We start from the raw sequence: 24,949 nt of genomic DNA, 5'->3' as shown, positions 1-24,949 counted from the left end.
CACCTCATTGTTTACTTATGTACTAAGAATAATCTTTTAACAAACCATGTGCAAGTTAATTAAAAATTACATAGTTATTACATGACCTATCTATATTAACATACTACATCTTTTAGTGAAATTAAGATTATTACACATATACATATAATATAAAAACTGTCAACATAGTATGAACTTTGTCGACAGTTTTAAATAAATAAATTTCATTTCCCCTTAACTTTAAGAAGGGTCTACTTGTTTAATTGCTGGTTTTTCGAAAGTCATTTCTGTTCCATGACCATTAACTGTGATAACAACTGTAGTTTCATCAACAGCTTTAACAGTTCCTTTCAAGCCACCAATAGTAGTAATACGTTGACCAGATTCGATTCGGCTAATCATTTCACGATGTTCTTTTGCACGTTTTTGTTGAGGTCGAATTAAAAAGAAATAAAATACTATAATTAAAATTATAGGTAAAATAAGTGCTGAAACGTTCATTATGTTGTCTCCTTATTAGAAATTTTTAGGGTTTTCTACATTAAGCCCATATTGTTCAAAGAATTCATCTTTAAAATCTAAAAGACGATCTTCTCGAATAGCTTGTCTAATATCTTCCATCAATTTTAGCAGAAAATGTAAATTATGAATAGTAGTAAGACGGATACCGAAAGTTTCTTCAGCTTTAATCAGATGTCTGATATAAGCACGTGAATAATTCTTACATGTGTAGCAATCACAATTTTCATCTAGTGGTTTAAAATCGTTTGCATATTTAGCATTCTTAATTACTAATCTTCCGTTTGAAGTCATACATGTACCATTTCTAGCAATACGCGTTGGTAATACACAATCAAACATATCCATGCCACGTATGCTACATTCAATTAATGCATCAGGGGAACCTACGCCCATTAAATAACGAGGTTTATCATCTGGCATATATTGCACTGTATGTTCAACCATTTCATACATAACTGGTTTAGGTTCGCCTACCGACAACCCACCAATAGCATATCCAGGAAAATCTAAAGCGACTAATTCCTTAGCACATTGTTCTCTTAAATCTTTATATTCGCCACCTTGAATAATACCAAAGAGTGCTTGGTCCTCTGGGCGCTTATGTGCGTTTAAACAACGCTCAGCCCATCTCGTAGTGCGTTCAATTGAATCCTTAACATACTTATACTCAGAAGGCATAGGTGGACATTCATCGAAAGCCATCATTATATCTGAACCTAAGTCATTTTGTATTTCCATTGATTTCTCTGGACTTAAAAATAACTTCGATCCATTTGTATGGTGTCTAAACTCAACACCCTCTTCAGTTATCTTACGAAGATTACTCAAACTAAATACTTGGAAACCACCTGAATCAGTAAGAATAGGGCCATCCCAATTCATAAAATTATGTAGACCCCCAACTTGTTTGATAATATCATTTCCAGGTTGTAACCACAAATGATATGTATTTCCTAATATTATTTTCGCTTCTATTTGTCTTAATTCTTCAGGACTCATTGTTTTAACAGTTGCTTTTGTTCCTACTGGCATAAACATAGGCGTTTCAAAAGAACCGTGCGGTGTATGAACGATACCTAAACGTGCACCTGATTGTTTACAAGTCTTTATATGTTCATAAGTTACTGCTGGCATATTTAATACCTCTCATTCATTAAATAATTAACATCGCATCTCCAAAACTGAAAAATCTATATTCTAGTTTAACAGCTTCTTTATATGCGTTTAAAATGTTTTCTCGACTACTAAATGCTGATACAAGCATAACTAAAGTTGATTTAGGTAAATGGAAATTAGTAATTAAACCATCTATAGCTTTATATGTAAATCCTGGATATATAAAAATATCAGTCCATCCACTAACAGCTACAAATTCATTGTAATCACGACGAATAGTCTCTAGAGTCCTTGTTGAGGTTGTACCTACAGAAATGATTCTATGACCTTCTTTTTTTGTTTGATTTAATAAGTTAGCTGTTTCTTGGGTCATTTGATAATATTCACTATGCATTTCATGGTCATTAATATCTTCAACACTTACAGGTCTAAATGTTCCTAATCCAACATGCAATGTTATAAATGCAATATTTATACCTTTTGCTCTAATTTCATCTAAAAGTTCATCTGTAAAATGCAACCCTGCTGTTGGTGCTGCTGCAGAACCACTTTCTTTAGCGTAGACAGTTTGATAGCGGTCAGGATCATCTAATCGTTCTTTTATATATGGTGGTAAAGGCATTTCACCGAGTTCATTTAATCTTTCCTCAAGAATTCCCTCATAATGCAAACGCATGATACGTCCACCTTGATCCAATTCCTCTATACATTCAGCTATAATCTTACCCTCTCCGAAAGACAACTTATTCCCCACTTTAATTCGCTTTGCTGGTTTAAGTAAAACTTCCCAATCATTATTCTCAATTCGAGTAAGCATTAGCATTTCAACTTTTGCACCAGTCTCTTCTTTTAAACCAAATAATCGTGCAGGCATAACACGTGTATCATTTAAGACAAGTGTATCACCAGTTTCCAAGTAATTAATGACATCTTTAAAATGTTTATGTTCAATATTACCACTGTTTCTACCTAACACTAACAATCTACTTTGGTCTCTATCTTTTAAAGGGGTCTGAGCAATTAATGATTCAGGCAAGTCATAATCAAATTCCTCAACATTCATTTTTTATCCCTCATTTATTAAAATTTTTGAAATGTTCGTATGCAAATGCAGTAGCTTTTCTACCTCTAGGTGTACGTTCTATAAATCCTTTTTGAATTAAAAAAGGCTCGTAGACATCCTCAATTGTTATACGCTCCTCACCGATAGAAACAGCTATGGTATCAAGACCCACCGGACCACCATCATATTGATTAATGATGCATCTCATCATTTTATGATCAATGTAGTCTAAACCTTCTGCATCTACTTGAAGCAATTGTAAAGCTTGTTTAGTAGTCTCAATATAAATCTGTTCATCTTCATTGACTTGTTGAAAATCTCTAACGCGTTTCAATAAACGATTTGCGACTCGAGGCGTTCCTCGTGAACGTTTAGCTAACTCAGTTGCACTTTCATCATCAATTTTTGTGTTTAACACTTCTGCTGTTCGAATTATAATTTCTTTTAAATCATTCTCATTATAATATTCTAATCTCAAATGAACGCCAAATCTATCTCTTAGTGGACCAGTTAAGCTTCCAGCCCGTGTAGTCGCACCTACTAGCGTAAATGGAGGCAAATCTATTCTAATACTACGAGCCTCATCACCTTTTCCAATGATAATATCAATGAAGAAATCTTCCATCGCTGAATATAAAACTTCTTCAACTGTGCTGCTTAAACGATGAATTTCGTCAATGAATAGTACATCCCCAGGTTGCAAACCAGATAGTATTGCTGCTAAGTCACCTGGTCTATCTAATGATGGACCTGAGACAGTTCTTATATTAACGTTCATTTCATTAGCGATAATATTGGATAGTGTTGTTTTACCTAATCCTGGTGGTCCAAATAGAAGTACATGATCTAATGGCTCTTCACGTAGTTTAGCTGCTTTAATGAATACTTCTAAGTTGTTTTTTATTGATGATTGCCCAATATATTGTTTTAACATTGTTGGTCTAAGTGATAATTCAAAAGAAGTTTCTTCACTATGCAAAGCTTGATCAACCATTCTGTCATCCATAGTTTCTCCCCCCAGTTACATTAGTAGTTGTAAATAATATGATTTTTTTATAATTTAAGACACAAGTGTTTTTAGTCCTAGTTTTACTGCTTCATCAACAGAATCAAATGTTGATTTGTTGAGTACTTTTTCAACTTTAGAAATTTCTCGTTTTGAGTAACCTAAAGCCTCTAGGGCGAGTAATGCTTCTTTAACTAGGTTTTCGCTATTTGAATTTTCTTCATTCATACTTAAAAGTGTCTCAGTTGTTTCTCTTGTAATTTGAACTTTGCCTTTTAAATCTAGCACAATTTGACGTGCAGTTTTTTTACCGATACCTGGAAACTTAGTCAAATAAGCATCATTCTCATTTTCAATTGCCATTTTAACTTCATTTGGTGTACTAGTAGCTAAAATTGCTAATGCAGACTTTGGACCTATACCTGTAACTTTGATTAAACTTAAGAACATATCTTTTTCTTCTTCATTAATAAATCCATAAAGTAACTGAGCATCTTCTCTAACAATTAAAGATGTATAAATTACTAATTCTTTCTCCAAATATTTTTGAAATCGATAGGAATTTGGAGTCTGAATTTCATATCCAACCCCATTAATTGATTCAACAACTACATGCGTTGGAAATAATTGCGTCAATTTACCTCTAATATAAGCGTACATTCGTTACCTTCCTTACATACTCATACTTATTAATTCAACTTTAGAAACATGTTCAATATTTCTTAGTGCCTTTATAATTTCATCAATTGAAATGGTGGTATCTTTTGCGCTAAGTGATAATGTTATCGTAGCTTTCTCTTCCATTGGTACACTTTGATGTATAGTAAGAACAGATAATTGCAATTTAGAAACCGTATTAAGTACTTGTGCTAACATCCCTACAATATCATTAACATAAAGAATAAGCGTAAATTCACGATGATCTAACATTTTTTCATCTACAGGGAAGATTGTTTCTCTATATTTATAAAATGCACTACGTGAAAGATCAAATAATTTAACAGCTTCATAAATGGACAATTCCGGATTATTTTTTAAAGCATCTTTAATTTTTAATGTTTTTACCACTGATTCAGGCAAGACATCTTCACGTATCAAGTAAAACTTTTTATAATCATTGTTGTCCACTGTTAGCACTCCTATTCTACAAATTCAAATTCTCCACCTAAAATTCTAACGATGTCTCCATTACTACAGCCACGTTCTCTCAATGCATCATCAATACCCATTGAACGCATTTGTCTAGCAAACCTTCTTACTGCTGGGTCACTATTAAAGTCTGTCATTTTAAACATTCTCTCAATTGCATTACCACTTACTACATACGCACCATCGTCGTCTCTAGTGATAGTGAATTTATCTTGAGAAGGCGTGTGTTTATAAAGTACACGGTTAACACCTATTTCTTCATCGTTATCAACGCTAAAGTCAATATCTTTAACTTCATCTAATTTATCTGCTATAGCGTATAATAACTGTTCAATATTATCTCTTGTAATTGTAGAAACAGGAATAATCGTAACGCTATCATCTACTTGTTCCTTAAATAAAGTTAAATTATCTTGTGCATCGGGCATATCCATTTTATTAGCTACTACAATTTGAGGTCTATCCTCTAATCGTTGTTTATAATTTACTAATTCTTTATTTATAATTTGGTAATCATCAAATGGATCTCTACCTTCTGACCCACTCATATCTATCATATGAACAATCACTTTTGTACGTTCAACATGTCTTAAAAACTGATGTCCTAATCCAACACCATCTGAAGCGCCTTCAATTAAACCTGGTAAATCGGCCATAACAAAACTTCTATTGTCGGGTGTTGAAACGACACCTAAATTTGGCTTAATTGTAGTAAAATGATACGCACCAATCTTAGGTTTAGCTTTTGAAACTATTGACAATAATGTTGATTTACCAACACTAGGGAATCCAACTAATCCAACATCTGCTAATAATTTAAGCTCTAATGTTACATCTAATTCTTCACCTGGCTCACCATTTTCACTAAAGTCTGGTGCTGGGTTTCTAGGTGTAGCAAAGCGAGAATTACCTCGTCCACCTCGTCCACCACGAGCTACGACAGCACGTTGGCCATCTTCAACAAGGTCAGCTAATACTTCATCAGTTTCCACACTTTTGATTATTGTACCAGGAGGTACTTTTAACACTAAATCGTCTGCACCTCTACCATGCATATTACTACTTTGCCCATTTTCGCCCTTTTTAGCTTTAAAATGACGTTGGTATCTAAAGTCTAATAATGTTCTTAATCCCTCATCTACTTCAAAAACAACTGATGCGCCCTTACCACCGTCGCCACCAGCTGGTCCTCCAAATGGTACATATTTCTCTCTTCTATAGGCAGTGATACCATTACCACCATCACCAGCTTTAAGAGATATTGTAACTTGATCGACAAACATATATCTCACCTCTTTTACGATTTGTTCTTTAATGACAACATTATATCATTATCCATTAAAGCATGAAAAATTAACACTATAAAGTTACACTTTTGTATTAAAACAAAATAAAACACCAGAAGCATTCACTTCTGGTGTTAACTAGACAAAAATTATTCAGCTACTGCGTATACAGAAACTTGTTTTTTGTCGCGACCTTTACGTTCGAAACGAACAACGCCGTCGATTTTAGCGAATAATGTATCATCGCCACCACGACCTACATTTTCACCAGGATAAATTTTTGTACCACGTTGACGGTATAAAATAGAACCGCCTGTAACGTATTGACCATCAGCACGTTTAGCACCTAAACGTTTTGATTCTGAGTCACGACCGTTTTTAGTAGAACTTACCCCTTTTTTAGATGCGAAGAACTGTAAGTTTAATTTTAACATCGGGATACACCTCACTTGTAATTTAATCTGATATTTTCATTATATTCATCTTCAATCGTTTGTAAAGAAACTAACATTGCTTGAAGAATTAATTGCGCTTGTTCATTGTTTGTATCTACACTTCTAATATGAAAATGACCTCCATCATCCTCATAGTCAATGTCTGGTTTCTCAGAAGTTAAACCTAGAATTGCATTAACGCTTCCAAATAAAACCGCTGAAGCACCTGCACAAACAATGTCATGTCCATATTCACCATGATTAGCATGACCATCCATAATAACGTCTGTTACTTTTCCACTATCATTAATAGTGATGTCAATTGTAATCATAAATTAAGCCTTGATTTTATCAATAGTTAATTTAGTATATGGTTGACGATGGCCTTTTTTACGTTTAGAGTCTTTACGACGTTTATACGTAAATACAGTGATTTTTTTACCGCGACCCTGTTTGTTAACTGTAGCAGTAACAGTAGCACCTTCAACAGTTGGGGCACCAACTTTAACTGAATCGCCACCTACAAATAATACTTTATCAAATGTGAATGAGTCACCTTCATTAACATCTAATTTTTCAACGAAGATTTCTTGACCTTCTTCTACTTTAATTTGTTTACCGCCTGTTTCGATAATAGCAAACATACTTTGCACCTCCTATATTAATAAGTCACGCCATATATAGGTGACATAAAAAAATGTTCTTAAACCTATATTTGAGCGGTTGTATGTAGCTATAAAACTACTCAACTATTGCATCTTACCATTACTAAATACCGGTGTCAATCTTGTATATGAGTTTTTTTCATAAATTTTATAAAAGCTGGGAAAAGTATAATAAGTAAAATGACATTTAATATAATAGTTGGAATCATTCTTAATAAAGTGAAATTGATTATATCAATATTAGCGAATCCAATCACACCATAAATAATTGCTACGTAAATTTCGAAAACAATAATACTAATAATACTCAAAATACAAATCATTGTATAGTCTCGATAAAAAACTTTGAGAAATTTATCAAATATAACGACAAGTGCTAAGTAACCAAACATATATAATCCATAGACACTGCCGACATATATATCAGTTACGATTCCAAACAGAATTGCGAATATTAATCCGATTCCAAAGCCACGATAAATCGTTATCAACAATATATACAACAAAATTAAATGAGGAATAAAATTAAACTCGAAATGACCAAAATGCATTGGGATTAGAAGTCCAATGATACTGTCAATGTAAAACAGTACTACACCAACGATTAAGTACAAAAATACTCTCATCAATTGTCCCTGCTTTCATCGGAAGCATTGTCAGGATCTTTTTTGGCGATATATATATGGCTAATATCGGATAAATTAGCGCCTGTTTTAACTCTAACTTCTTTTGCTAATCCGTACTCATCATTTTCAACTTTGGTCACTTCACCTATGTATAAATCACTTGGTAATTGATCGGCTAACCCACTAGTTACGACCTTATCGCCTTTTGAAATCTTATTTTTATTATTGATATTGCCAATGATTAGTTCTTGATTCTTTTTATCATAGTGATCGATTAAACCAAATACATTTTTAGAATCGTGTTGAATGTTAACAGACAATTTACCTGTTCTAGTGTTAGTAGATAATAAGTCTACTTGTGCTGAAAATTGGTTAACTTTCGTAACTCTTCCAACTAAACCTTCAGCTGTCATTACAGCCATATTTGATTTAACACCGTCTTTATTTCCTTTATCAATGATTACTGTATTCATCCATTGATCAGCATTTCTAGCGATTACAGCACCAGAAATTGGATCATATTTAGAAATATCAGTCATATCTAATTCTTTTTTTAAATCTTTATTTTCCGCTTCTAACTTTTCATTTTTAGACTCTAGTTGTTTTATTTTCTTGTTGTCAGTTGTTTTATTTGAGCTAAAAAGATTATTTATCGCTCCAGTAACAAAATTGACAGGATAGCTCACGACTCTTTGCCCAAGAGAAACAGAATCCCCCACATATTGTTCAGGAGGTGATTGTGTATGTGACCTTAAGGACAAACCAATCAGTGCAATAAAAATTATAACAGCACAAAAAACAACAATTAATTTGTTATTTTTAAAAAACTTTTGCACTCATAACACCTCTACAAATTCTAATTTAAATCATCCTTTATTATTTTATATTACTCGTTGTTTGAAATAAAGCACTAAGTTCATTCTATATCAACATCTTTGAATAAAAAAGAGATTAGATAGCACGACTATTTCGCAATGCGTAAAATAGTTAGTGGTACCTAATCTTAATAAACTCAGTATGAACTCAATTTAGTTATTTATCTTTATCCTTTTTATCATCGTCACTATAAAGTTTTTCATCTTTTCTCCATTTAGCGAAAAGATTTTGTGCTTTAGCTTGTTCATTTGCTTGTTTTTCTTTAGATTGTTCAGACATGTATCACACCAACCTTTGAAATATAGTTTATAACTTAACCATAACGTAGAAAATAAACTAGTTCAATTATGAAAACTTAATTAATATGCATCAAAAGGCTTTAATTCAATATATTGACCAAGTGCATTCAAATCTTGTTCCATTTCTATTTCAGTTCGATATACTTTTATCTGATCACTACCAAATTTATAAATAATGAATTCGTCATTACGTTGTCCAGCAATGTAATTTTCATTATATCCCATTCTTCCTAAGCCTGATACCGCCATAAACTCTTTCTTATCTATGTATTTAAATACATTTCTTGTTTGACTTGCCGGGATATTTTGTAAAATATCATTATCCTCAAGCACATAACGCTTACCATTTGTTGATATGTTATGAGGACGATCTAAATTGTTTGGTAAGTTATTCAACTGCTCATTGTTTATAGAATGATTTATCGGATTCCAATCTTGATCTCTTAGAAATGGTGCATATTTTAATGCAAAATATATAATACAAATAATAGCTATAACTGCAATGGTATTTTTTATAATACTAAGAAAAAACCGCATTAAATACCCTCCAATAGTAATCTTTATTATTATAATAGAACAATATAATATCAACATCAGTCTTTAGCATGATAATGGTATGTACTAAAGTATGATTCCAAATTAATCATGGATGCTTTATAATAAGATTATATTATCGTTTATGGATATTCATGAGGAGTGTTGATAATGAGTATTGTGAGTATCATTTTAATTGCATTACTTGTGATATTGTTATTTAGAGTTGGGTTTGCAATTCTTAGATTTATAATATCTGCAGCCTTAATATTATTAGGATTATATTTAGGATATCAAGGCATACTTTGGATTATGGAAAATTTCCAAGTACTATCAGCCTATATTCAATAAATTATTAAACTAGCCATGTCTCAATTTTGTAGGATTGATATTGCAATGGCTAGTTTTATTTTTTAAATGTATGTGTCAGATAGTTAAATAATTTATATACACCTGATAATAATAGTCCCCATATTACCCCTGTAATTAACGAGGCAAAAATTAATGATGCTATATTAATATTTTGACCGCTAATTAGTACACCTATCACAGTAAATATGACAATTCCTATCATAGATAAAACAATTGTCGTGAACATTTCCTTGAGTCCAATCGTATGTTCTTTGATTGTCAGTCTAAGAACATAAACTACTGGTATCAAAATCCCTATTATTAAAAATAATGTCATAATGCACCTCTATAAAGTTTTTCAACCATAATTATACAGGATTACTAATATTTTAAACAAATGATACCATTAATTTCTCAAGTCAAAGTAACCTTCTTCTACTAAACTAGCATATTTTTGATCACCAATAATTATATGATCAAGGACTTGAATTCCTAGTAATTCACCACATTCCTTTAACCTAATTGTTGTTTCTATATCTTCTTTAGAAGGTGTGACATCGCCAGAAGGATGATTATGCAAAACTATAATCGCATTACTAGATGCTCTAATAGCTGCTTTGAAAACTTCGCGTGGATGTATTACTGAAGAATTCAATGTCCCTTTGTAAATCGTTTCTTCTTTTATCACAATATTTTTAGAGTTTAATAGAAGTACTACAAAATGTTCTTGAGTCAAATCTTTCATTTTTGACATCATAATATTAGATACATCACTTGGTGATGTTATTTTAATTTTTTCATTAAAATCTCTAGCATACATTCTTTCACCTAATTCAAAAGCAGCTTTAAGGATGACTGCTTTATAGAGTCCAATTCCTTTAATTGTTGTTAAATCATTAATTGATAAATGTTTTAGTTCTTTCAAACCATTAAAGCTAATCAGTAATTCATTAGCAATATCTAAACTTGAAAATCCGTGTCTTCCTGTATTTATAAGAATTGCTAATAACTCACTATTGGATAAACTTTTTGCTCCATTGTGAATAAGACGCTCTCTAGGTAATTCAGACTTTGCCATACTTTTAATTCTCAAACTAGATCAACCTTTCTAAATGTATAATAGCGTGTTCTGGTATAAATAATTTGTCATTATAAAACCAATAAACATGAATGGTACAAATGGAATATAAGTTTGCTGTTTCATTATTAATAAAATTGAAGAAACTATAATAGCGATTAAAAGCGTATAAAGGAGAAATATCAAATAAAAGTGATATGGAAAAAAACAAGATAAGATACTTAAAAGTAATATATCACCATATCCTATTTGTCTTGGAAAAAGAAAATAGTATAGATGAAATATTAAAGTGAAGAATATAAAGGTTGAAAAATAAATCATCGTGATTTTTGCACATACAATAGTATATAGAATTATCATGACTATATTAATTGTTAATGTTTGAAGGTCATATAATGCCATTGTAAGAAGGAATAAATAAGTAGTAATAAACAGAGAGAAGTGTACATTAGTATCAAAATTAATTATTAAAGGGATAATTAAGAAGGCAAAGCATTCTCCAAAAATATAATGACGTTTTAACTTTTGATTACAACAATGAGATTTTCCTTTTAAAATAAAAAAGCTAAATATAGGTACTAATTCGAACCAACCTAATTTACGACCGCAATGATCACACTTGGAACGCCTAACCAGATAATTCAAATTCAAACTGTTAGTATTGGTAAGATGGTATAAAAAACTAAACAAAACACTACAAACATAAGATATTAAAAACACTAGCATCACCTAAATTAATTATAACTATTTAATCTTGAAAGTAAATGAGTTGTATCATTTATTTTATAAATAAATAATAGTATTTAATAAAAATGTTAATCTCATTATCAATAACTAAAATTTAGTGATAAACAAATATCCCCGAGTCACATAGGTATAAAGTTAGCCTAAATGACTTGAGGATATACTATTTCAAATTTAAAATTCAGTTTTACTTTTTACTTCACTTATAAAATATAAACTACCTGTAATTAATAACCCATTGCCATCATAATTGTTTATAAAAGAAACATAATCATCAATAAATTCAATATGCTCTAAATTTACTTGTTCTGACAACTCATCTTTAGTCAATGCTTTAGGGAAGTCGAATTCAGTGAAATATAGGTGATTTGAGATTTCTTCTAGTTTATTAAGCATGCCATGCACTGGTTTACCTTTTATCGCCGAGAAAAGAACGTCCATTTTTTCGTTATCGTAATAATTCTTAATCGTATCAATTAAAGCTTCAATACTTTCGTTATTGTGGGCTCCATCTATAATGATTAATGGATTCTCTTTTACTTGTTCAATACGACCAGTCCAACTAACACTCTCAATAGCATCAATCATCTTATTAAAATCTAACGTAATAATTTCTTGTTCATATAGCTCAATCAATGCAGTAATTGCAAGCGCTGCATTTTCTTTTTGATGTTCACCAAGCATGTTTAAAATAATTGTTTCTAGCTCATAGTCCTTATAACGATAAGTAAATTCATCGCCTTGTGAAACAACCACAATCTCACGGTCTAATTCAATTGGTTTAGCCTCACTACTTTCAGCTAGGTCTCTAATATATTTTAATGCTTCCTCGTTTTTAACAGCATAAATCACAGGTATATTAGGTTTAATAATGGCACCTTTGTCTTTTGCAATATCTAAATAAGTGTTACCTAAAATATCAGTATGATCTAATCCAATACTTGTAAGTACTGAGAGAATTGGGTTAAACACATTAGTGGAGTCATTTTTTATACCTAACCCCGCTTCAACTACAACAAAATCAACTGGGTGAATTTGTCCAAAGTATACAAACATCATTGTTGTAATGATTTCAAACTCAGTAGCACCACCTAGTTCAGTTTCCTGCTCTAAGACTTCACTAATTGGTTTAACTATTTCGACTAATTCAACAATCTCGTCATTTGTAATTGGAAGTCCATTTAGACTAATTCTTTCATTAAAAGTTTCAATAAATGGAGAAGTAAACGTTCCTACCTCATAACCATTTTCCACTAAAGCGGCTCTAATATAAGCTACAGTTGAGCCTTTACCATTTGTACCACCAACATGTATGCCTCTAATATTTAATTGAGGGTTATTCAAACGATCTAGCATCCACTCCATACGTTTTACACCAGGTTTGATACCAAATTTAGTTCTCTCATGTATCCAATACAAACTCTCTAGGTAATTCATTGGCGATTCTCCTATGCTTTTAATTGTTCAATTCTGTTTTTCACACCATCATATTTTTCTTGATAACGTTGTTGTTTTTCTTTTTCTTCGTTGATAACTTTTTCAGGCGCTTTATTAACAAAATTTTCATTAGATAATTTTTTATCAACACGATCAAGTTCTTTTTGTAATTTATCTAATTCTTTTTCTAAGCGTGCAATTTCTTTATCCATATCAATTAAACCTTCTAAAGGTAATACAACTTTACCAGCGATTACCACTGCAGTCATTGCTTTTTCAGGAATATCAATATGTGTATCAATCGTTAATTCACTAGGATTACAGAATTTATGAATATAATCTTCATTTTCAATTAGTGTTGCTTTAATATTTTCATCTTTGGCTTGAATGTAAATAGGTATAGCTTTAGAAAGTGGCGTATTTACTTCAACACGAGATTGTCTTACAGATTTGATAATTTCAACTAATTGTTGCATCGTTTGCTTACTTTCTTCAAATACAAGCTCTTCCCTAACCGTTGGCCATGATGCTTTTACAATTGTTTCTCCTTCATGTGGAAGACTTTGCCATATCTTCTCAGTAACAAAAGGCATAAATGGATGTAACATTCTCATAATTTGATCTAGTGTATAACTTAAAACAGAACGTGTCGTTTGTTTTTGTGCTTCATCTTCACCGTTCATTGGTATTTTACTCATTTCAATATACCAATCACAGAACTCGTCCCAAATGAAATTATATAGCGCACGACCAACTTCACCAAACTCATACTTTTCACTTAAATTAGTAACTGTTTCAATCGTCTCATTCAAACGAGTTAAAATCCATTTATCCGCTAAAGAAAGGTTTCCAGTTAAATCGATATCCTCAAATTTAAATTCATCACCTATATTCATTAAGCTAAAACGCGCACCGTTCCATATTTTATTAATGAAATTCCAAACAGACTCTACTTTCTCAGTAGAATAACGTAAGTCATGACCAGGTGATGATCCTGTTGCCAAGAAATATCTTAAGCTATCTGCTCCATATTCTTCAATTACATCCATAGGATCTACACCATTACCTAAAGATTTACTCATTTTCCGACCGTCTTCAGCTCGAACTAAACCATGAAGTAAAACATCATTGAATGGTCTTCTGTCAGTGAATTCAAGACCTTGGAATATCATTCTTGCAACCCAGAAGAAAATAATGTCATATCCAGTAACAAGTGCATTAGTTGGATAGTAACGTTTAAAATCATCTGCATCAATATTCGGCCAACCTAAAGTTGAAAATGGCCACAATGCACTAGAGAACCAAGTATCTAGAACATCTTCATCTTGCACCCAATTATCAATATCTTTAGGCGCTTCTTCACCAACATAAATTTCACCAGTTTCTTTATGGTACCAAGCAGGTATTTGATGACCCCACCATAATTGTCTAGAAATTGTCCAGTCTCTAATTTCTTCCATCCAACGATTGAAAGTGTTCTCAAAACGTGGTGGATAAAAATCGATGCGATCATCTGTTTTTTGATTATCAAGTGAACGTTGCGCTAACGGTTTCATTTTTACAAACCATTGCGTTGATAAGTATGGTTCAACAACAGCACCTGAGCGTTCAGAATGACCAACTGAATGAACATGTTCTTCAATCTTAATGACTAGATCTTGCGCTTTTAAATCTTCAACTAATTGTTTACGACATTCAAATCGATCTAATCCAGCATATTTATCAGCTTTATCGTTCATTTTACCATTTTCATCCATGACAATAATGTTCTCTAAACTATGTCGTTGACCAATCTCAAAATCATTTGGATCATGTGCAGGCGTTACCTTCATAGCACCACTACCAAAATCAATATCAACATACTCATCAGCTAATATCGGTAACTCTCGACCAACAATTGGTAATATAACTTTCTTACCAATTACATCTTTGTAGCGATCATCATTAGGATTAACAACTATGGCAGTATCTCCTAACATTGTCTCAGGTCTTGTTGTCGCAATTTCAATATAGCCATCACCATCAGCGTAAGGATATTTAAAATGATAGAAATGACCTTGCACATCCTCATGAATTACTTCAATATCTGATAAAGCCGTTCTAGCTTCAGGATCCCAGTTAATAATACGTTCACCACGATAAATTATGCCTTTATTGTATAAGTCAACGAAGACTTTTCTTACTGCCTTACTTAACCCATCATCTAGAGTAAAACGCTCTCTGCTATAATCTAGCCCCAAACCTAATTTAGCCCATTGTTGGCGTATAAATGACGCATATTCTTCTTTCCATGACCAAGCGTGTTCTAGGAACTTCTCGCGTCCGATATCATGACGAGAAATACCTTGTTCTTTTAATTTAGCATCTACCTTTGCTTGAGTAGCAATACCTGCATGGTCCATACCAGGTAGATATAGTGTGTCATACCCTTGCATACGTTTCATACGCGTAATAATATCTTGTAAAGTTGTATCCCATGCATGTCCAAGGTGTAATTTTCCTGTCACATTGGGTGGTGGAATTACAATTGTATATGTCTCTTTTGACTTGTCTTCTGAGGGTTTGAAATAATCATTCTTTACCCATTCTTCATAACGCCCAGCCTCAACTTCGCGTGGATTATACTTAGGCTCCATATTCATCGATTAAAACCTCCTAATAATTAAAAAAACATCCTCCTAAATAATATAGGACGGATGTTCCGTGGTACCACCTAAATTCAAGTATAAATTAATATACTTGCACTTAATTTGATTAACGCTCAAACACGCTTTTATCTACTAATTAATGGTTCAATAAAAGTTCAAGTGGGCTACCTTCAGATTGAATGTTATACATATTTACACCAACCATATGCTCTCTGTGCTATCATTCAAACTTACTCTTCCCAATAATATATTTCATTACTTAATTATAGTATAATGGAAATCGTGATAAGTCAATCTCTTGGAGGTATATTTATGAATGAATGTGCATTTAGCACAAAAGACCCGACTTACTTAGATTATCATGACAATGTTTGGGGTCAACCTATATATGATAGCAAAGCCCTATTTAAACTAATGGCTTTAGAATCTCAACATGCTGGATTATCTTGGCTAACCATTTTAAAAAAGAAACAATCTTACGAACAGGCATTTTACAACTTTGAGCCAAGCAAAATTGCTCAGATGTCTACGAAAGATATAGATGATTTAATGGAATTTCCTAACATTGTTCATAATCGTAAAAAGTTAGAAGCGATTGTATCACAAGCACAAGGTTATTTTGAAATAGAAAAGGACTTTGGTAGTTTTAGTAATTTCCTTTGGTCATATGTTAATCATCAACCTATAGATTTGAACTATACAACTGCCTCAGAAAGAATTACAGTTGACGATCGTGCTAAACAATTATCTAAAGACTTAAAAAAATATGGTTTTAAATTTTTAGGACCAGTAACTGTTTTTTCATTTTTAGAAGCGGCAGGTCTATATGATGCCCATTTGAAAGGATGCCCATCTAAACCTTCTTAAAATTAATATAGATTGTGTCATAGAGTGCAATTTAAGAAATGAGTCGAATAGTTATTGTAAGTAGAAGGTTTTATCAATCCTCTCTTATTTCAAGTATACTAACGCTTAAACTTTACATGACACAACCTATCTTTTTTGATGAAATTTTGATATACCACCACGTAAGAAAAAGCCAATGACAGGCGCTACTACAAATAAAATAAAAAAGATTCTAAATATGTGGAAACTAGAAATCATAGCCACATCTGCCCCAGTTGCCATAGCAACTAAAACAATTTGACTCATACCTCCTGGCGCTCCGCCTAAAAACAACTCATTAATATTATTATTTGTAAATATGTGCACAATATATACCATGATAAATGATCCAATAATTAGAAAGACATTTTGATAAATGATTGCAACGGCAATTCGACCTTTTAAATCGGAAAGTAAATTGGCAATCTGCAATCCAATTCTAATCATATAAATCACTTGTGCAGTAGCAAGAATATAATTATCTAATGTAAATGTGTGATGTGTAGTTAAATTCCATATTACTAACACGACAATAGGGGCCAATAATTGCTTAGTAGGAAAATTAATTTTAGCCATAAGGCTATAAATGATTGCAATACAACACATTAATATTATTATTTGTGATAAGTTTAGTACTTCCGTTAATGGAGGTGATTTAATAGAAGTTGTTTCATTTCCACCATCACTACTAAAGAAATAAGAAATTAAGGTTACTAATATCACGACGAATATAACGCGAGACGTTTGAGTTAAACTCACTACGAGAATATTTGCCTTTTTATTTTCCTCTGCCATAATTAGCATTTGACTTAAAGCACCTGGAATGACACTTAATATAGCTGTCTCAGTGTTTACTCTTGCTATTTTTTTGAAAAAGAAGGCGATCAATAGAGATAAAACTAATAGTAATAGTGTAATAACAACAATTATCAACCAATCATTTTTAATATCATGCAACACTTCAGACGTAAATGTTAATCCAATTTGCACCCCTAATAGAATCAATCCAATTTGACTAAGCCAGAATGGCCATTTAACCTCTAATTTAAATACTTTAATGACGATTATCGATGCAATAATCGGACCGAACATAAATGGTAAAAGAACGTGCGCAACATGTAATAACAAACTTATAACAATAGCAGTCACTAATAGAATAAAGTTATTGGTCCATACATTTTTCATTATGTAGCCACTTCTTTCATTAAAAATGAGGTTAAGACGTCATCTAGTTGAAAGTCCTAACCTCATTTTATTTCATAACATTATACAATACGACTTAAAGCAGTATCAAATGCTTGGATTGTTTTTTCAATGTCTTCTTTACTATGTGCTGTAGATAAGAATGTTCCCTCAAATTGAGAAGGTGGTAGGAATACACCTTCTTTAGCCATTTCACGATACATTTGACTGAACAATTCTAAATTACTTTTATTTGCTTCTTCAAAGTTAGTTACTGGTCCTTCATTTAAGAAATATCCAATCATAGAACCAGCTCGATTAATAGTAATTGGGACATTATGTTTGCTAAATACTTTTTTTAGTCCTTCTTCTAAGATATCACCTAATTCTTGGAAATACTCATAAGATTCAGGTGTTAATTGACTTAGAGTTTCGTAACCACTCGTCATTGCTAATGGGTTCCCGGATAATGTTCCAGCTTGATAAATATTTCCAACTGGAGCAACTTTGTCCATAATCTCTTTTCTACCGCCAAACGCACCTACTGGTAATCCACCACCAATAACTTTACCTAAACATGTAAGATCTGGTGTTACACCAAAGTAACCTTGCGCACAATTGTACCCTACTCGGAAACCTGTCATTACTTCATCAAATATTAATAGCGCCCCATAGTCATTTGTAATCTCACGTAACCCTTGTAGGAATCCATCTTTAGGAGGTACAACGCCCATATTACCAGCAACTGGTTCTACGATAATTCCAGCGATATCATCTCCATAATTTTCGAAAGCAATTTTAATTGCTTCTAAATCATTATACGGAACTGTAATCGTATTCTTAGCAGTACCTTCTGGGACACCAGGTGAGTCTGGTAATCCTAGTGTTGCAACACCAGAACCCGCTTTAATTAATAAAGAATCACTATGACCGTGATAGCATCCTTCAAATTTAATAATCTTATTTCTTCCAGTATAACCACGAGCCAATCTTAACGCTGCTAACGTTGCCTCAGTTCCTGATGAAACCATACGCACTTTTTCAATTGATGGTACGCGTTCGATTACTAATTCTGCAAGTTTGTTTTCTTCTAAGGTAGATGCTCCGAAGCTTGTTCCTCTATTAACAGCCTCATGTAGTTTTTTTATAACTTGTTCGTTTTTATGACCTAGAATTAAAGGTCCCCAGCTTAATACATAGTCAATATACTCGTTACCATCGATATCATAAATTCTTGATCCTTTTGCATGATCCATAAAAATCGCTGGTGTATCTACTGATTTAAATGCTCTTACAGGACTATTAACGCCACCTGGCATTAAATTTTCAGCAATTTTCATCGCTTCAATCGATTTCTCGTAACCCATATCAAAATCCTCCTAAAATTAATTATTTATCTAAGTAATGGCAAATATCTTTCGCAAAGTAAGTAATAATCATATCTGCACCTGCACGTTTCATTGAAACCATTTGTTCCATAACAACACGTTCTTCATCTATCCAACCATTTTGTGCTGCTGCTTTTGTCATTGCATACTCACCACTTACGTTATAAGCAATAACAGGAATATTTGTATTGTTTTTAACGTCTCTTACAATATCTAAATAACTTAGCGCAGGTTTTACTATCATCATATCAGCGCCCTCTTTTAAGTCACTTTCAAGTTCACGAAATGCTTCTAAGCGATTCGCTGGGTCCATTTGGTAAGTCTTTCTGTCACCAAAAGAAGGTGCAGAATCAGCCGCATCTCTAAATGGACCAAAGAAACTTGATGCATATTTGATACCATAACTCATAATTGGAATATTGTAATAGCCGGCATTATCTAGACCTTTACGAATTTCTGCAACAAAACCGTCCATCATATTACTTGGTGCGATAATGTCTGCTCCCGCTTCAACTTGTGAGATAGCTGTTTTAACAAGTAAAGGTAATGATTTATCATTATCTACATCATGAGTGTGATCATCAATAACACCACAATGTCCATGATCTGTATATTCACATAAACATGTATCTGCTACAATTAATAAATCTTTATGCAATTCTTTAGCCTTTCGTGTTGCTTCTTGGATAATACCATTATGATCATATGCACCAGAACCTACGTCATCTTTAGCATTTGGTACACCAAAGAACATGATTGCTCTAATACCTAGTTCATATGCCTCATTTATTTCATCATCTAATAAATTCAAGCTTATTTGGTAAACGCCTGGAAGTGATTTAATCTCACTTTTTACGTTATCTTTTTCAACTACGAATATTGGATAAATTAAATCTTCTTTTCTAACATGGTTTTCTCTAACTAAATTACGCATTGACTCTGATGAGCGTAATCGTCTATGTCTATCAAATTTCATTATTATACCAACTTTCAATAATTTTATTTATAAGTGATTCCGAAGTTTGTTTATCAGCTATTAATGGCTTGAGACCGTTCTTTCGTAATGTGTTAGCAGTTTGGGCCCCAATAGCAACATACTTATCAAAACCACAAGGAACGTCATGCTTTATATATGCATTTACTGCAGAAGAACTTGAAAATGTTAACGCATGAACTTTGTGATGTTCTATCAATTGAATGACTTCTCTAATATTCCTATCATTAGGAATAGGTTTATATAAATCGATTTTAGTCACTATATTGTTTTGTGCTAATGTATGTTGGAGTTTGGGACGCGCTTCAGCACTACTCGGTATGAGAATGCTTTGTTGATCCTTTTTAAACTGATTCAAAAATCCTTCTTGAGAGTAGTCATTAGGTATAAAATCAACATTAATTTTAAGCGCTTCACAAAGTTCGGCAGTTTTCTGTCCAATGACAGCCACATATTTAACATCTAATTGATTTAAATATTTATAAAATATGCGAACCGCATTTTTAGAAGAAAAAATAATCCAGTCATATTTATGATGCAAAACTTGAGTATCAAATTCAAGTGATTGAATTTCTATAAATGGCTTATGCATTATTTCCACTAAATCACTATTAAATTCACTCGATTGCGTCATAACTACAACTGGTTTCATATTTCATTACACCTCAATAATCTGGTTTAATGCGCTTGCTCTTCATTTAGTTTTTTGATTATTTCATAAGCACCCTGTTCTTTTAAAACACGGCTGACTGCTTCACCTAAATCAACAGGATTTTTACCAACTTCTGTGTGCTCATATCTCTTTGTACCGTCTGGAGTCATAATTAACCCAGTAAATTCAATTTCACCATTTTCCTTATTAGTTGCATACCCTCCAATAGGTACTTGACAACTACCATCCATAGCTGAAAGGAATGTTCTTTCAGCTGTAACACAATTCGCTACTGCTTGATTATGAACTTTACTTAATAATTCCAATAGTTCGACATCATCACTACGACACTCTATACCTAATGCACCTTGTCCAATAGCTGGTAATAAAATATCTTTGTCCAGATAAGTCGTTACAATATCATCTGACCAACCCATACGTCTAAGTCCTGCAGCAGCTAAAATAATTGCATCATAATCTTCTATTTCTAATTTTTTAAGTCGAGTGTCAATATTTCCTCTTATCCATTTAATTTCTAAGTTTGGATATTTAGATAAAATTTGAGCACCACGTCTTAATGAACTCGTACCAATAATACTACCATCCGGTAATTCATTTAAAGGTATATGATTTTTAGAAATATAAGCATCAAATGGAACTTCTCTATCAGGTATGCAACCTAGTGTTAAACCTTCAGGAATGATACTTGGTACATCTTTAAGTGAGTGTATTGCCATGTCAATTTCTTTGTCAAAAAGTTCTTGTTGGATTTCTTTAACAAATAGTCCTTTACCGCCCACTTTAGATAATTGTTTATTTACGATGCGGTCACCTTTAGTGACAATCTCCTTAATTTCTATTTCAAGTGTTGGATCCACCGCTTTTAACTTATCTATAAATTGTTGACTCTGAGTTAAGGCAAGCTTACTTCTACGTGAGCCTACAACCAATTTGCGCATAATTGTTGCCTCCTAATGACATTTGAAAATTCAAGTGAAATGTGTTGTAAAAAATAGATTAATCATGCATAAGCAAAATAACATAATATTAAAGTAAATTAAATAAATTGTTTTAAACCATCGATTAATACGACTTAGTAAATAAATAGCGTAAAAAATTGTAATAATAGAAGATAGTACTACTTTAGGGTCAGCAAAAATACTATGTCCAATTGCATAGACACCCCACTGTGCGCCTAAAATAACACTCAAAATTAATATAATGAAACCACTTAAAGATGAATAAAAAACAACCGTTTCAAGTGTGGCTACGCTACCAATTCTAAAGTATTTTTGATCAAAATTCTTTTCCCTTAAATTGCGGTATTGAATAATATAAAGTAATGAATTTACAAAAGCTAGTGCAAAAAGAGCATAACTTAATACCGCTAAGCCTATATGCACTAATAACAATTCATTTATAACTGCAATGCGTTGCACATTTGTTGCGTAATGCTCAGGTTGAAAAGTATTCATCATCAATAATATAAATCCAATAACATTGAGAAAGAATACTGAAAAACTTAATACTTTAACTACATTTAAAACCAGTGCTATACATATAATTATCCATGATAAAAAGAAAAATACATCAAATAATGAACTCAACGGAATTTCATTATGCGAAGTGATATAAACAGATAAAGAGATTGTTTGCAATATCCAAACAATCCCTAATGTATAAATTCCTAATTCTCTAATTTTATGACTCTTTTTAACGAAATCTATAAAATAACAGAGAATACTAATTAAATATATAATTAATATTATTTCATGAAATCTAATAAACAGGGTCTCTTGCATATTATCACCATATTAATATGCTTATTCAAAACTAAAGATGTGACGGATAGAAACTTCTTTTTCTTTTTGTGCTTTATGAGCTTTAATATCCTCGTAAGGGTCTGCAGCATCAATATCAAATATGTTTTGAAATAGCTCTAATTTTTCATTACTTCTCTTATCATTACTCAATTCTTTGGCCTGTTTTATTGGATCTTTCAACATTTGATTAATAATACTTTTAGTATGTTTCGAAATGATTGTACGTTCTCTATCACTAAGATCAGGTAGCTTTCTATCAATACTATCCATTGTTTCTGACTGGATTGTCATTGCTTTTTCACGCAATGCTCTAATTACAGGTACAACACCTAACATATTTACCCAATCATTATGAGCCTGGACTTCATCAGGAATCTGACTTGCTATAAAGTCAGCAGCCATCTGACGTTCTCGCAAGTTAGCATCAACTAAACCTTTAAGATCATCCACGTCATAGCTGAAAATATTTTCGCTGATATTAACATTTGGTTCAATATCTCTAGGAACCGCAATGTCTATTAACAATAATGAAGAAGCTTTTCTCTTAAGATTGACCGACTCAATCATAGATTTTGTAACAATAAAATCTGGCGAACTTGTTGAACTGATAACAATATCAGCATTAGTCAAAAGAGTTGGTAATGACTCAAGTGTATTATAATTTACGCCGTGCTTCGTTGCTAATTTATACGCATTAGTTTCAGTTCTATTAACGACAGTAATATCATCAATACCAGAACCTAATAAATTTAAGAGTGATAATTCACTCATTTCCCCTGCACCTATAATAATAGCTTGTTTACCTTTTAGTTTACCAAATACCTTTTTAGCTAATTCAACTGCTGCATATGAAACACTCACAGCATTATCTGCTATGTCAGTCTCATTATGCGCCTTTTTAGCGAAAGTAATAGCCTGTTTAAATAAATGATTAAAAATTGTACCAGTTGTTTGAATGTCTTGAGCTAAAAAGAATGCATCTCTCATTTGTCCAAGAATCTGAGTTTCACCTAATACAATTGAATCCAAGCCAGAAGTGACACGCAGTAAATGTTCAACTGCTTCGTCCCCCACTTTAACTTCTGACATATTTTTTATAGCATCTACATCAAATCCAAATGAACGCGCTAAAAATCTTTGAATATAGTAACGACCTGTGTGAATTTGATCAACAATAGCATATACTTCAGTACGATTACATGTAGATAAAATGACGTTCTCTAAAATAGATTTAGTTTCGAACAAATCTTCATGGGCTAATCGTAAGGCATCATCTCTAAAAGCTACTTGCTCTCTAAGTGCTACATCGGCAGTGCGATGATTTATACTTATAGCAATAAAATGCATTTATAACGCCCTCCAAATACTAACAATACAGTTAGTATAACACATAATTTAATGATTTTAAGTTGATTGCTCAAACAAATTAGAAAGATTCTAATTTAAAGTCAAAATTTTGACACTTATCCCATTAAAAAATCTAAACAGAAGTTTGACCTCTGCTTAGATTAAAATAATTATAAATAATTAGCAATTAAATCCCATATTTGTTGCTGCTTTGTATTTTGAATTGATGAGTAACTAATAATCGTATCATCTGGATCTAAATCTAATTTCTCTTTAATATTTTTAATATGCTTTTGAATCTTACCCTTTGCAATCTTGTCCTCTTTAGTACAAATAACTAGTGTAGGTATATCAAAATGTTTTAAGTAATTATACATTAAAACATCATCTTCAGTAGGATTGTGTCGTAAGTCAACTAATTGAATGACTAGCTTTAAACTCTCTCTCTTAGTCAAATATTCTTCAATCATTTTACCAAATTTCTCACGTTGTGATTTACTCACTTTTGCATAGCCATACCCAGGGACGTCGACAAATATTAATTGATCATCAATATTAAAGAAATTTAATGTTTGTGTTTTGCCTGGTTGTTGCGACGTGCGAGCCATATTTTTTCTGCCAATCATACTATTAATGAAAGAAGATTTACCAACGTTTGAACGTCCACTTAATGCTACTTCAGATAAACCTGTATCAGGATATTGAGCTTCTTGTACAGCACTTATAATCAAATCAATGTTATTAGGATTAATATTCATAAATTATCCTCTCTTTAGTAATTAAATTTAACTGTTTCATTATAATATATATTTCACTATATCTAAATAAGCAATTTTTTAATTAAAAAAGGAGCAGAACAGAATTC

The 24,949-nt window shown here is 32.2% G+C and carries 29 protein-coding genes and 2 other annotated features; of the genes, 2 read left to right on the top strand and 27 right to left on the bottom strand.

Annotated elements, in window-relative coordinates; genetic code table 11:
• Positions 1–219: 219 nt before the first annotated feature.
• The 14 genes from yajC to NR218_RS04915 form a co-directional block, all read right to left on the bottom strand.
• Positions 220–480 carry a preprotein translocase subunit YajC gene (gene yajC, locus NR218_RS04980; protein ID WP_011275581.1) on the bottom strand — a complete coding sequence of 87 codons (261 nt, stop codon included), beginning with the start codon at positions 478–480 and terminating at the stop codon, positions 220–222.
• A 15-nt stretch (positions 481–495) separates the two neighbouring features.
• Positions 496–1,635, bottom strand: a complete 1,140-nt coding sequence (gene tgt / locus NR218_RS04975; protein ID WP_046464893.1) for a tRNA guanosine(34) transglycosylase Tgt — start codon at positions 1,633–1,635, stop codon at positions 496–498.
• Between the two features lie 19 nt (positions 1,636–1,654).
• Positions 1,655–2,680, bottom strand: coding sequence for a tRNA preQ1(34) S-adenosylmethionine ribosyltransferase-isomerase QueA (queA, locus tag NR218_RS04970; protein WP_011275579.1), 1,026 nt, complete (start codon positions 2,678–2,680; stop codon positions 1,655–1,657).
• A 10-nt stretch (positions 2,681–2,690) separates the two neighbouring features.
• Positions 2,691–3,686, bottom strand: coding sequence for a Holliday junction branch migration DNA helicase RuvB (gene ruvB / locus NR218_RS04965; protein ID WP_011275578.1), 996 nt, complete (start codon positions 3,684–3,686; stop codon positions 2,691–2,693).
• Between the two features lie 54 nt (positions 3,687–3,740).
• The gene (gene ruvA, locus NR218_RS04960) at positions 3,741–4,346 is read right to left on the bottom strand and encodes a Holliday junction branch migration protein RuvA (protein WP_011275577.1); all 606 of its coding nucleotides are present in this window, start codon (positions 4,344–4,346) and stop codon (positions 3,741–3,743) included.
• A gap of 12 nt (positions 4,347–4,358) precedes the next feature.
• Positions 4,359–4,814, bottom strand: coding sequence for an ACT domain-containing protein (locus NR218_RS04955; protein WP_011275576.1), 456 nt, complete (start codon positions 4,812–4,814; stop codon positions 4,359–4,361).
• 11 nt (positions 4,815–4,825) lie between these two features.
• Entirely contained in the window at positions 4,826–6,118 is a 1,293-nt protein-coding gene (gene obgE / locus NR218_RS04950; protein ID WP_011275575.1) for a GTPase ObgE, read from the bottom strand.
• Between the two features lie 152 nt (positions 6,119–6,270).
• A complete protein-coding gene (gene rpmA / locus NR218_RS04945) occupies positions 6,271–6,555 on the bottom strand; it encodes a 50S ribosomal protein L27 (protein ID WP_011275573.1) in 285 nt (94 codons plus the stop codon).
• A gap of 11 nt (positions 6,556–6,566) precedes the next feature.
• Positions 6,567–6,887 carry a ribosomal-processing cysteine protease Prp gene (locus tag NR218_RS04940; protein ID WP_011275572.1) on the bottom strand — a complete coding sequence of 107 codons (321 nt, stop codon included), beginning with the start codon at positions 6,885–6,887 and terminating at the stop codon, positions 6,567–6,569.
• 3 nt (positions 6,888–6,890) lie between these two features.
• Positions 6,891–7,199, bottom strand: coding sequence for a 50S ribosomal protein L21 (gene rplU / locus NR218_RS04935; RefSeq protein ID WP_011275571.1), 309 nt, complete (start codon positions 7,197–7,199; stop codon positions 6,891–6,893).
• 13 nt (positions 7,200–7,212) lie between these two features.
• Positions 7,213–7,290, bottom strand: a sequence feature (ribosomal protein L21 leader region).
• Positions 7,291–7,336: 46 nt separating this feature from the next.
• Positions 7,337–7,846, bottom strand: coding sequence for a rod shape-determining protein MreD (gene mreD / locus NR218_RS04930; protein WP_011275570.1), 510 nt, complete (start codon positions 7,844–7,846; stop codon positions 7,337–7,339).
• Positions 7,846–8,682 (bottom strand): rod shape-determining protein MreC, encoded by an 837-nt coding sequence (gene mreC, locus NR218_RS04925; protein ID WP_037569928.1) that lies wholly within the window; start codon positions 8,680–8,682, stop codon positions 7,846–7,848. Before mreC ends, mreD begins: the two co-directional genes overlap by 1 nt.
• Positions 8,683–8,878: 196 nt before the next feature.
• Positions 8,879–9,001 (bottom strand): hypothetical protein, encoded by a 123-nt coding sequence (locus NR218_RS04920; RefSeq protein WP_011275568.1) that lies wholly within the window; start codon positions 8,999–9,001, stop codon positions 8,879–8,881.
• Positions 9,002–9,081: 80 nt separating this feature from the next.
• Positions 9,082–9,558, bottom strand: a complete 477-nt coding sequence (locus NR218_RS04915; protein WP_011275567.1) for a DUF4930 family protein — start codon at positions 9,556–9,558, stop codon at positions 9,082–9,084.
• 168 nt (positions 9,559–9,726) lie between these two features.
• Between NR218_RS04915 and NR218_RS04910 the strand changes: the two genes are divergently transcribed.
• Positions 9,727–9,906 carry a hypothetical protein gene (locus tag NR218_RS04910; protein ID WP_011275566.1) on the top strand — a complete coding sequence of 60 codons (180 nt, stop codon included), beginning with the start codon at positions 9,727–9,729 and terminating at the stop codon, positions 9,904–9,906.
• 55 nt (positions 9,907–9,961) lie between these two features.
• Here the strand turns inward: NR218_RS04910 and NR218_RS04905 are convergent, their stop codons facing one another.
• From NR218_RS04905 to NR218_RS04890, 5 genes are all read right to left on the bottom strand, one after another.
• The gene (locus NR218_RS04905; protein WP_011275565.1) at positions 9,962–10,243 is read right to left on the bottom strand and encodes a hypothetical protein; all 282 of its coding nucleotides are present in this window, start codon (positions 10,241–10,243) and stop codon (positions 9,962–9,964) included.
• Positions 10,244–10,312: 69 nt separating this feature from the next.
• Entirely contained in the window at positions 10,313–10,999 is a 687-nt protein-coding gene (gene radC / locus NR218_RS04900) for a RadC family protein (protein WP_011275564.1), read from the bottom strand.
• Positions 11,000–11,014: 15 nt separating this feature from the next.
• Positions 11,015–11,710 carry a prepilin peptidase gene (locus NR218_RS12720; protein ID WP_076689962.1) on the bottom strand — a complete coding sequence of 232 codons (696 nt, stop codon included), beginning with the start codon at positions 11,708–11,710 and terminating at the stop codon, positions 11,015–11,017.
• A 192-nt stretch (positions 11,711–11,902) separates the two neighbouring features.
• On the bottom strand, positions 11,903–13,165 hold the full coding sequence (locus NR218_RS04895) for a bifunctional folylpolyglutamate synthase/dihydrofolate synthase (protein ID WP_037569931.1): 1,263 nt from the start codon (positions 13,163–13,165) through the stop codon (positions 11,903–11,905).
• Between the two features lie 11 nt (positions 13,166–13,176).
• Positions 13,177–15,807, bottom strand: coding sequence for a valine--tRNA ligase (locus NR218_RS04890; RefSeq protein ID WP_037569934.1), 2,631 nt, complete (start codon positions 15,805–15,807; stop codon positions 13,177–13,179).
• 43 nt (positions 15,808–15,850) lie between these two features.
• Positions 15,851–16,069: a binding site (T-box leader), on the bottom strand.
• 56 nt (positions 16,070–16,125) lie between these two features.
• On the opposite strand from NR218_RS04890, the gene NR218_RS04885 reads away from it, so the two are divergent.
• A complete protein-coding gene (locus NR218_RS04885) occupies positions 16,126–16,680 on the top strand; it encodes a DNA-3-methyladenine glycosylase I (protein ID WP_011275560.1) in 555 nt (184 codons plus the stop codon).
• Positions 16,681–16,806: 126 nt separating this feature from the next.
• Here the strand turns inward: NR218_RS04885 and NR218_RS04880 are convergent, their stop codons facing one another.
• The 8 genes from NR218_RS04880 to yihA all read right to left on the bottom strand — a co-directional run bounded on the left by NR218_RS04880 (position 16,807) and on the right by yihA (position 24,842).
• Positions 16,807–17,883, bottom strand: a complete 1,077-nt coding sequence (locus NR218_RS04880; RefSeq protein WP_196583365.1) for an AbrB family transcriptional regulator — start codon at positions 17,881–17,883, stop codon at positions 16,807–16,809.
• A gap of 80 nt (positions 17,884–17,963) precedes the next feature.
• The gene (hemL, locus tag NR218_RS04875) at positions 17,964–19,247 is read right to left on the bottom strand and encodes a glutamate-1-semialdehyde 2,1-aminomutase (RefSeq protein ID WP_011275558.1); all 1,284 of its coding nucleotides are present in this window, start codon (positions 19,245–19,247) and stop codon (positions 17,964–17,966) included.
• 22 nt (positions 19,248–19,269) lie between these two features.
• Positions 19,270–20,244 (bottom strand): porphobilinogen synthase, encoded by a 975-nt coding sequence (gene hemB, locus NR218_RS04870; protein ID WP_011275557.1) that lies wholly within the window; start codon positions 20,242–20,244, stop codon positions 19,270–19,272.
• Positions 20,234–20,914: a uroporphyrinogen-III synthase gene (locus tag NR218_RS04865; protein ID WP_011275556.1), complete on the bottom strand. Its 681-nt coding sequence runs from the start codon at positions 20,912–20,914 to the stop codon at positions 20,234–20,236. Before NR218_RS04865 ends, hemB begins: the two co-directional genes overlap by 11 nt.
• A 26-nt stretch (positions 20,915–20,940) precedes the next feature.
• Complete coding sequence (gene hemC / locus NR218_RS04860; protein WP_011275555.1) at positions 20,941–21,873, bottom strand: hydroxymethylbilane synthase; 933 nt, start codon at positions 21,871–21,873, stop codon at positions 20,941–20,943.
• Positions 21,874–21,903: 30 nt separating this feature from the next.
• Positions 21,904–22,716 (bottom strand): cytochrome C assembly family protein, encoded by an 813-nt coding sequence (locus NR218_RS04855; protein ID WP_037569941.1) that lies wholly within the window; start codon positions 22,714–22,716, stop codon positions 21,904–21,906.
• 21 nt (positions 22,717–22,737) lie between these two features.
• The gene (hemA, locus tag NR218_RS04850) at positions 22,738–24,084 is read right to left on the bottom strand and encodes a glutamyl-tRNA reductase (RefSeq protein WP_037569944.1); all 1,347 of its coding nucleotides are present in this window, start codon (positions 24,082–24,084) and stop codon (positions 22,738–22,740) included.
• Positions 24,085–24,254: 170 nt separating this feature from the next.
• Positions 24,255–24,842, bottom strand: coding sequence for a ribosome biogenesis GTP-binding protein YihA/YsxC (gene yihA / locus NR218_RS04845; RefSeq protein ID WP_011275552.1), 588 nt, complete (start codon positions 24,840–24,842; stop codon positions 24,255–24,257).
• Positions 24,843–24,949: the final 107 nt, after the last annotated feature.

This window comes from Staphylococcus sp. SUC_1.2 (assembly GCF_026222585.1).
The sequence above is the reverse complement of the archived record's forward strand: the minus strand, read 5'-3'. Positions and strand labels throughout refer to the sequence as shown.

Bases quoted from the DNA above. Each gene is read 5' to 3' on its own strand.
- yajC (WP_011275581.1), bottom strand. From the start codon at position 480: ATGAACGTTTCAGCACTTATTTTACCTATAATTTTAATTATAGTATTT.
- tgt (WP_046464893.1), bottom strand. From the start codon at position 1,635: ATGCCAGCAGTAACTTATGAACATATAAAGACTTGTAAACAATCAGGT.
- queA (WP_011275579.1), bottom strand. From the start codon at position 2,680: ATGAATGTTGAGGAATTTGATTATGACTTGCCTGAATCATTAATTGCT.
- ruvB (WP_011275578.1), bottom strand. From the start codon at position 3,686: ATGGATGACAGAATGGTTGATCAAGCTTTGCATAGTGAAGAAACTTCT.
- ruvA (WP_011275577.1), bottom strand. From the start codon at position 4,346: ATGTACGCTTATATTAGAGGTAAATTGACGCAATTATTTCCAACGCAT.
- obgE (WP_011275575.1), bottom strand. From the start codon at position 6,118: ATGTTTGTCGATCAAGTTACAATATCTCTTAAAGCTGGTGATGGTGGT.
- rpmA (WP_011275573.1), bottom strand. From the start codon at position 6,555: ATGTTAAAATTAAACTTACAGTTCTTCGCATCTAAAAAAGGGGTAAGT.
- NR218_RS04940 (WP_011275572.1), bottom strand. From the start codon at position 6,887: ATGATTACAATTGACATCACTATTAATGATAGTGGAAAAGTAACAGAC.
- rplU (WP_011275571.1), bottom strand. From the start codon at position 7,199: ATGTTTGCTATTATCGAAACAGGCGGTAAACAAATTAAAGTAGAAGAA.
- mreD (WP_011275570.1), bottom strand. From the start codon at position 7,846: ATGAGAGTATTTTTGTACTTAATCGTTGGTGTAGTACTGTTTTACATT.
- NR218_RS04920 (WP_011275568.1), bottom strand. From the start codon at position 9,001: ATGTCTGAACAATCTAAAGAAAAACAAGCAAATGAACAAGCTAAAGCA.
- NR218_RS04915 (WP_011275567.1), bottom strand. From the start codon at position 9,558: ATGCGGTTTTTTCTTAGTATTATAAAAAATACCATTGCAGTTATAGCT.
- NR218_RS04910 (WP_011275566.1), top strand. From the start codon at position 9,727: ATGAGTATTGTGAGTATCATTTTAATTGCATTACTTGTGATATTGTTA.
- NR218_RS04905 (WP_011275565.1), bottom strand. From the start codon at position 10,243: ATGACATTATTTTTAATAATAGGGATTTTGATACCAGTAGTTTATGTT.
- NR218_RS12720 (WP_076689962.1), bottom strand. From the start codon at position 11,710: ATGCTAGTGTTTTTAATATCTTATGTTTGTAGTGTTTTGTTTAGTTTT.
- NR218_RS04895 (WP_037569931.1), bottom strand. From the start codon at position 13,165: ATGAATTACCTAGAGAGTTTGTATTGGATACATGAGAGAACTAAATTT.
- NR218_RS04890 (WP_037569934.1), bottom strand. From the start codon at position 15,807: ATGAATATGGAGCCTAAGTATAATCCACGCGAAGTTGAGGCTGGGCGT.
- NR218_RS04885 (WP_011275560.1), top strand. From the start codon at position 16,126: ATGAATGAATGTGCATTTAGCACAAAAGACCCGACTTACTTAGATTAT.
- NR218_RS04880 (WP_196583365.1), bottom strand. From the start codon at position 17,883: ATGAAAAATGTATGGACCAATAACTTTATTCTATTAGTGACTGCTATT.
- hemL (WP_011275558.1), bottom strand. From the start codon at position 19,247: ATGGGTTACGAGAAATCGATTGAAGCGATGAAAATTGCTGAAAATTTA.
- hemB (WP_011275557.1), bottom strand. From the start codon at position 20,244: ATGAAATTTGATAGACATAGACGATTACGCTCATCAGAGTCAATGCGT.
- NR218_RS04865 (WP_011275556.1), bottom strand. From the start codon at position 20,914: ATGAAACCAGTTGTAGTTATGACGCAATCGAGTGAATTTAATAGTGAT.
- hemC (WP_011275555.1), bottom strand. From the start codon at position 21,873: ATGCGCAAATTGGTTGTAGGCTCACGTAGAAGTAAGCTTGCCTTAACT.
- NR218_RS04855 (WP_037569941.1), bottom strand. From the start codon at position 22,716: ATGCAAGAGACCCTGTTTATTAGATTTCATGAAATAATATTAATTATA.
- hemA (WP_037569944.1), bottom strand. From the start codon at position 24,084: ATGCATTTTATTGCTATAAGTATAAATCATCGCACTGCCGATGTAGCA.
- yihA (WP_011275552.1), bottom strand. From the start codon at position 24,842: ATGAATATTAATCCTAATAACATTGATTTGATTATAAGTGCTGTACAA.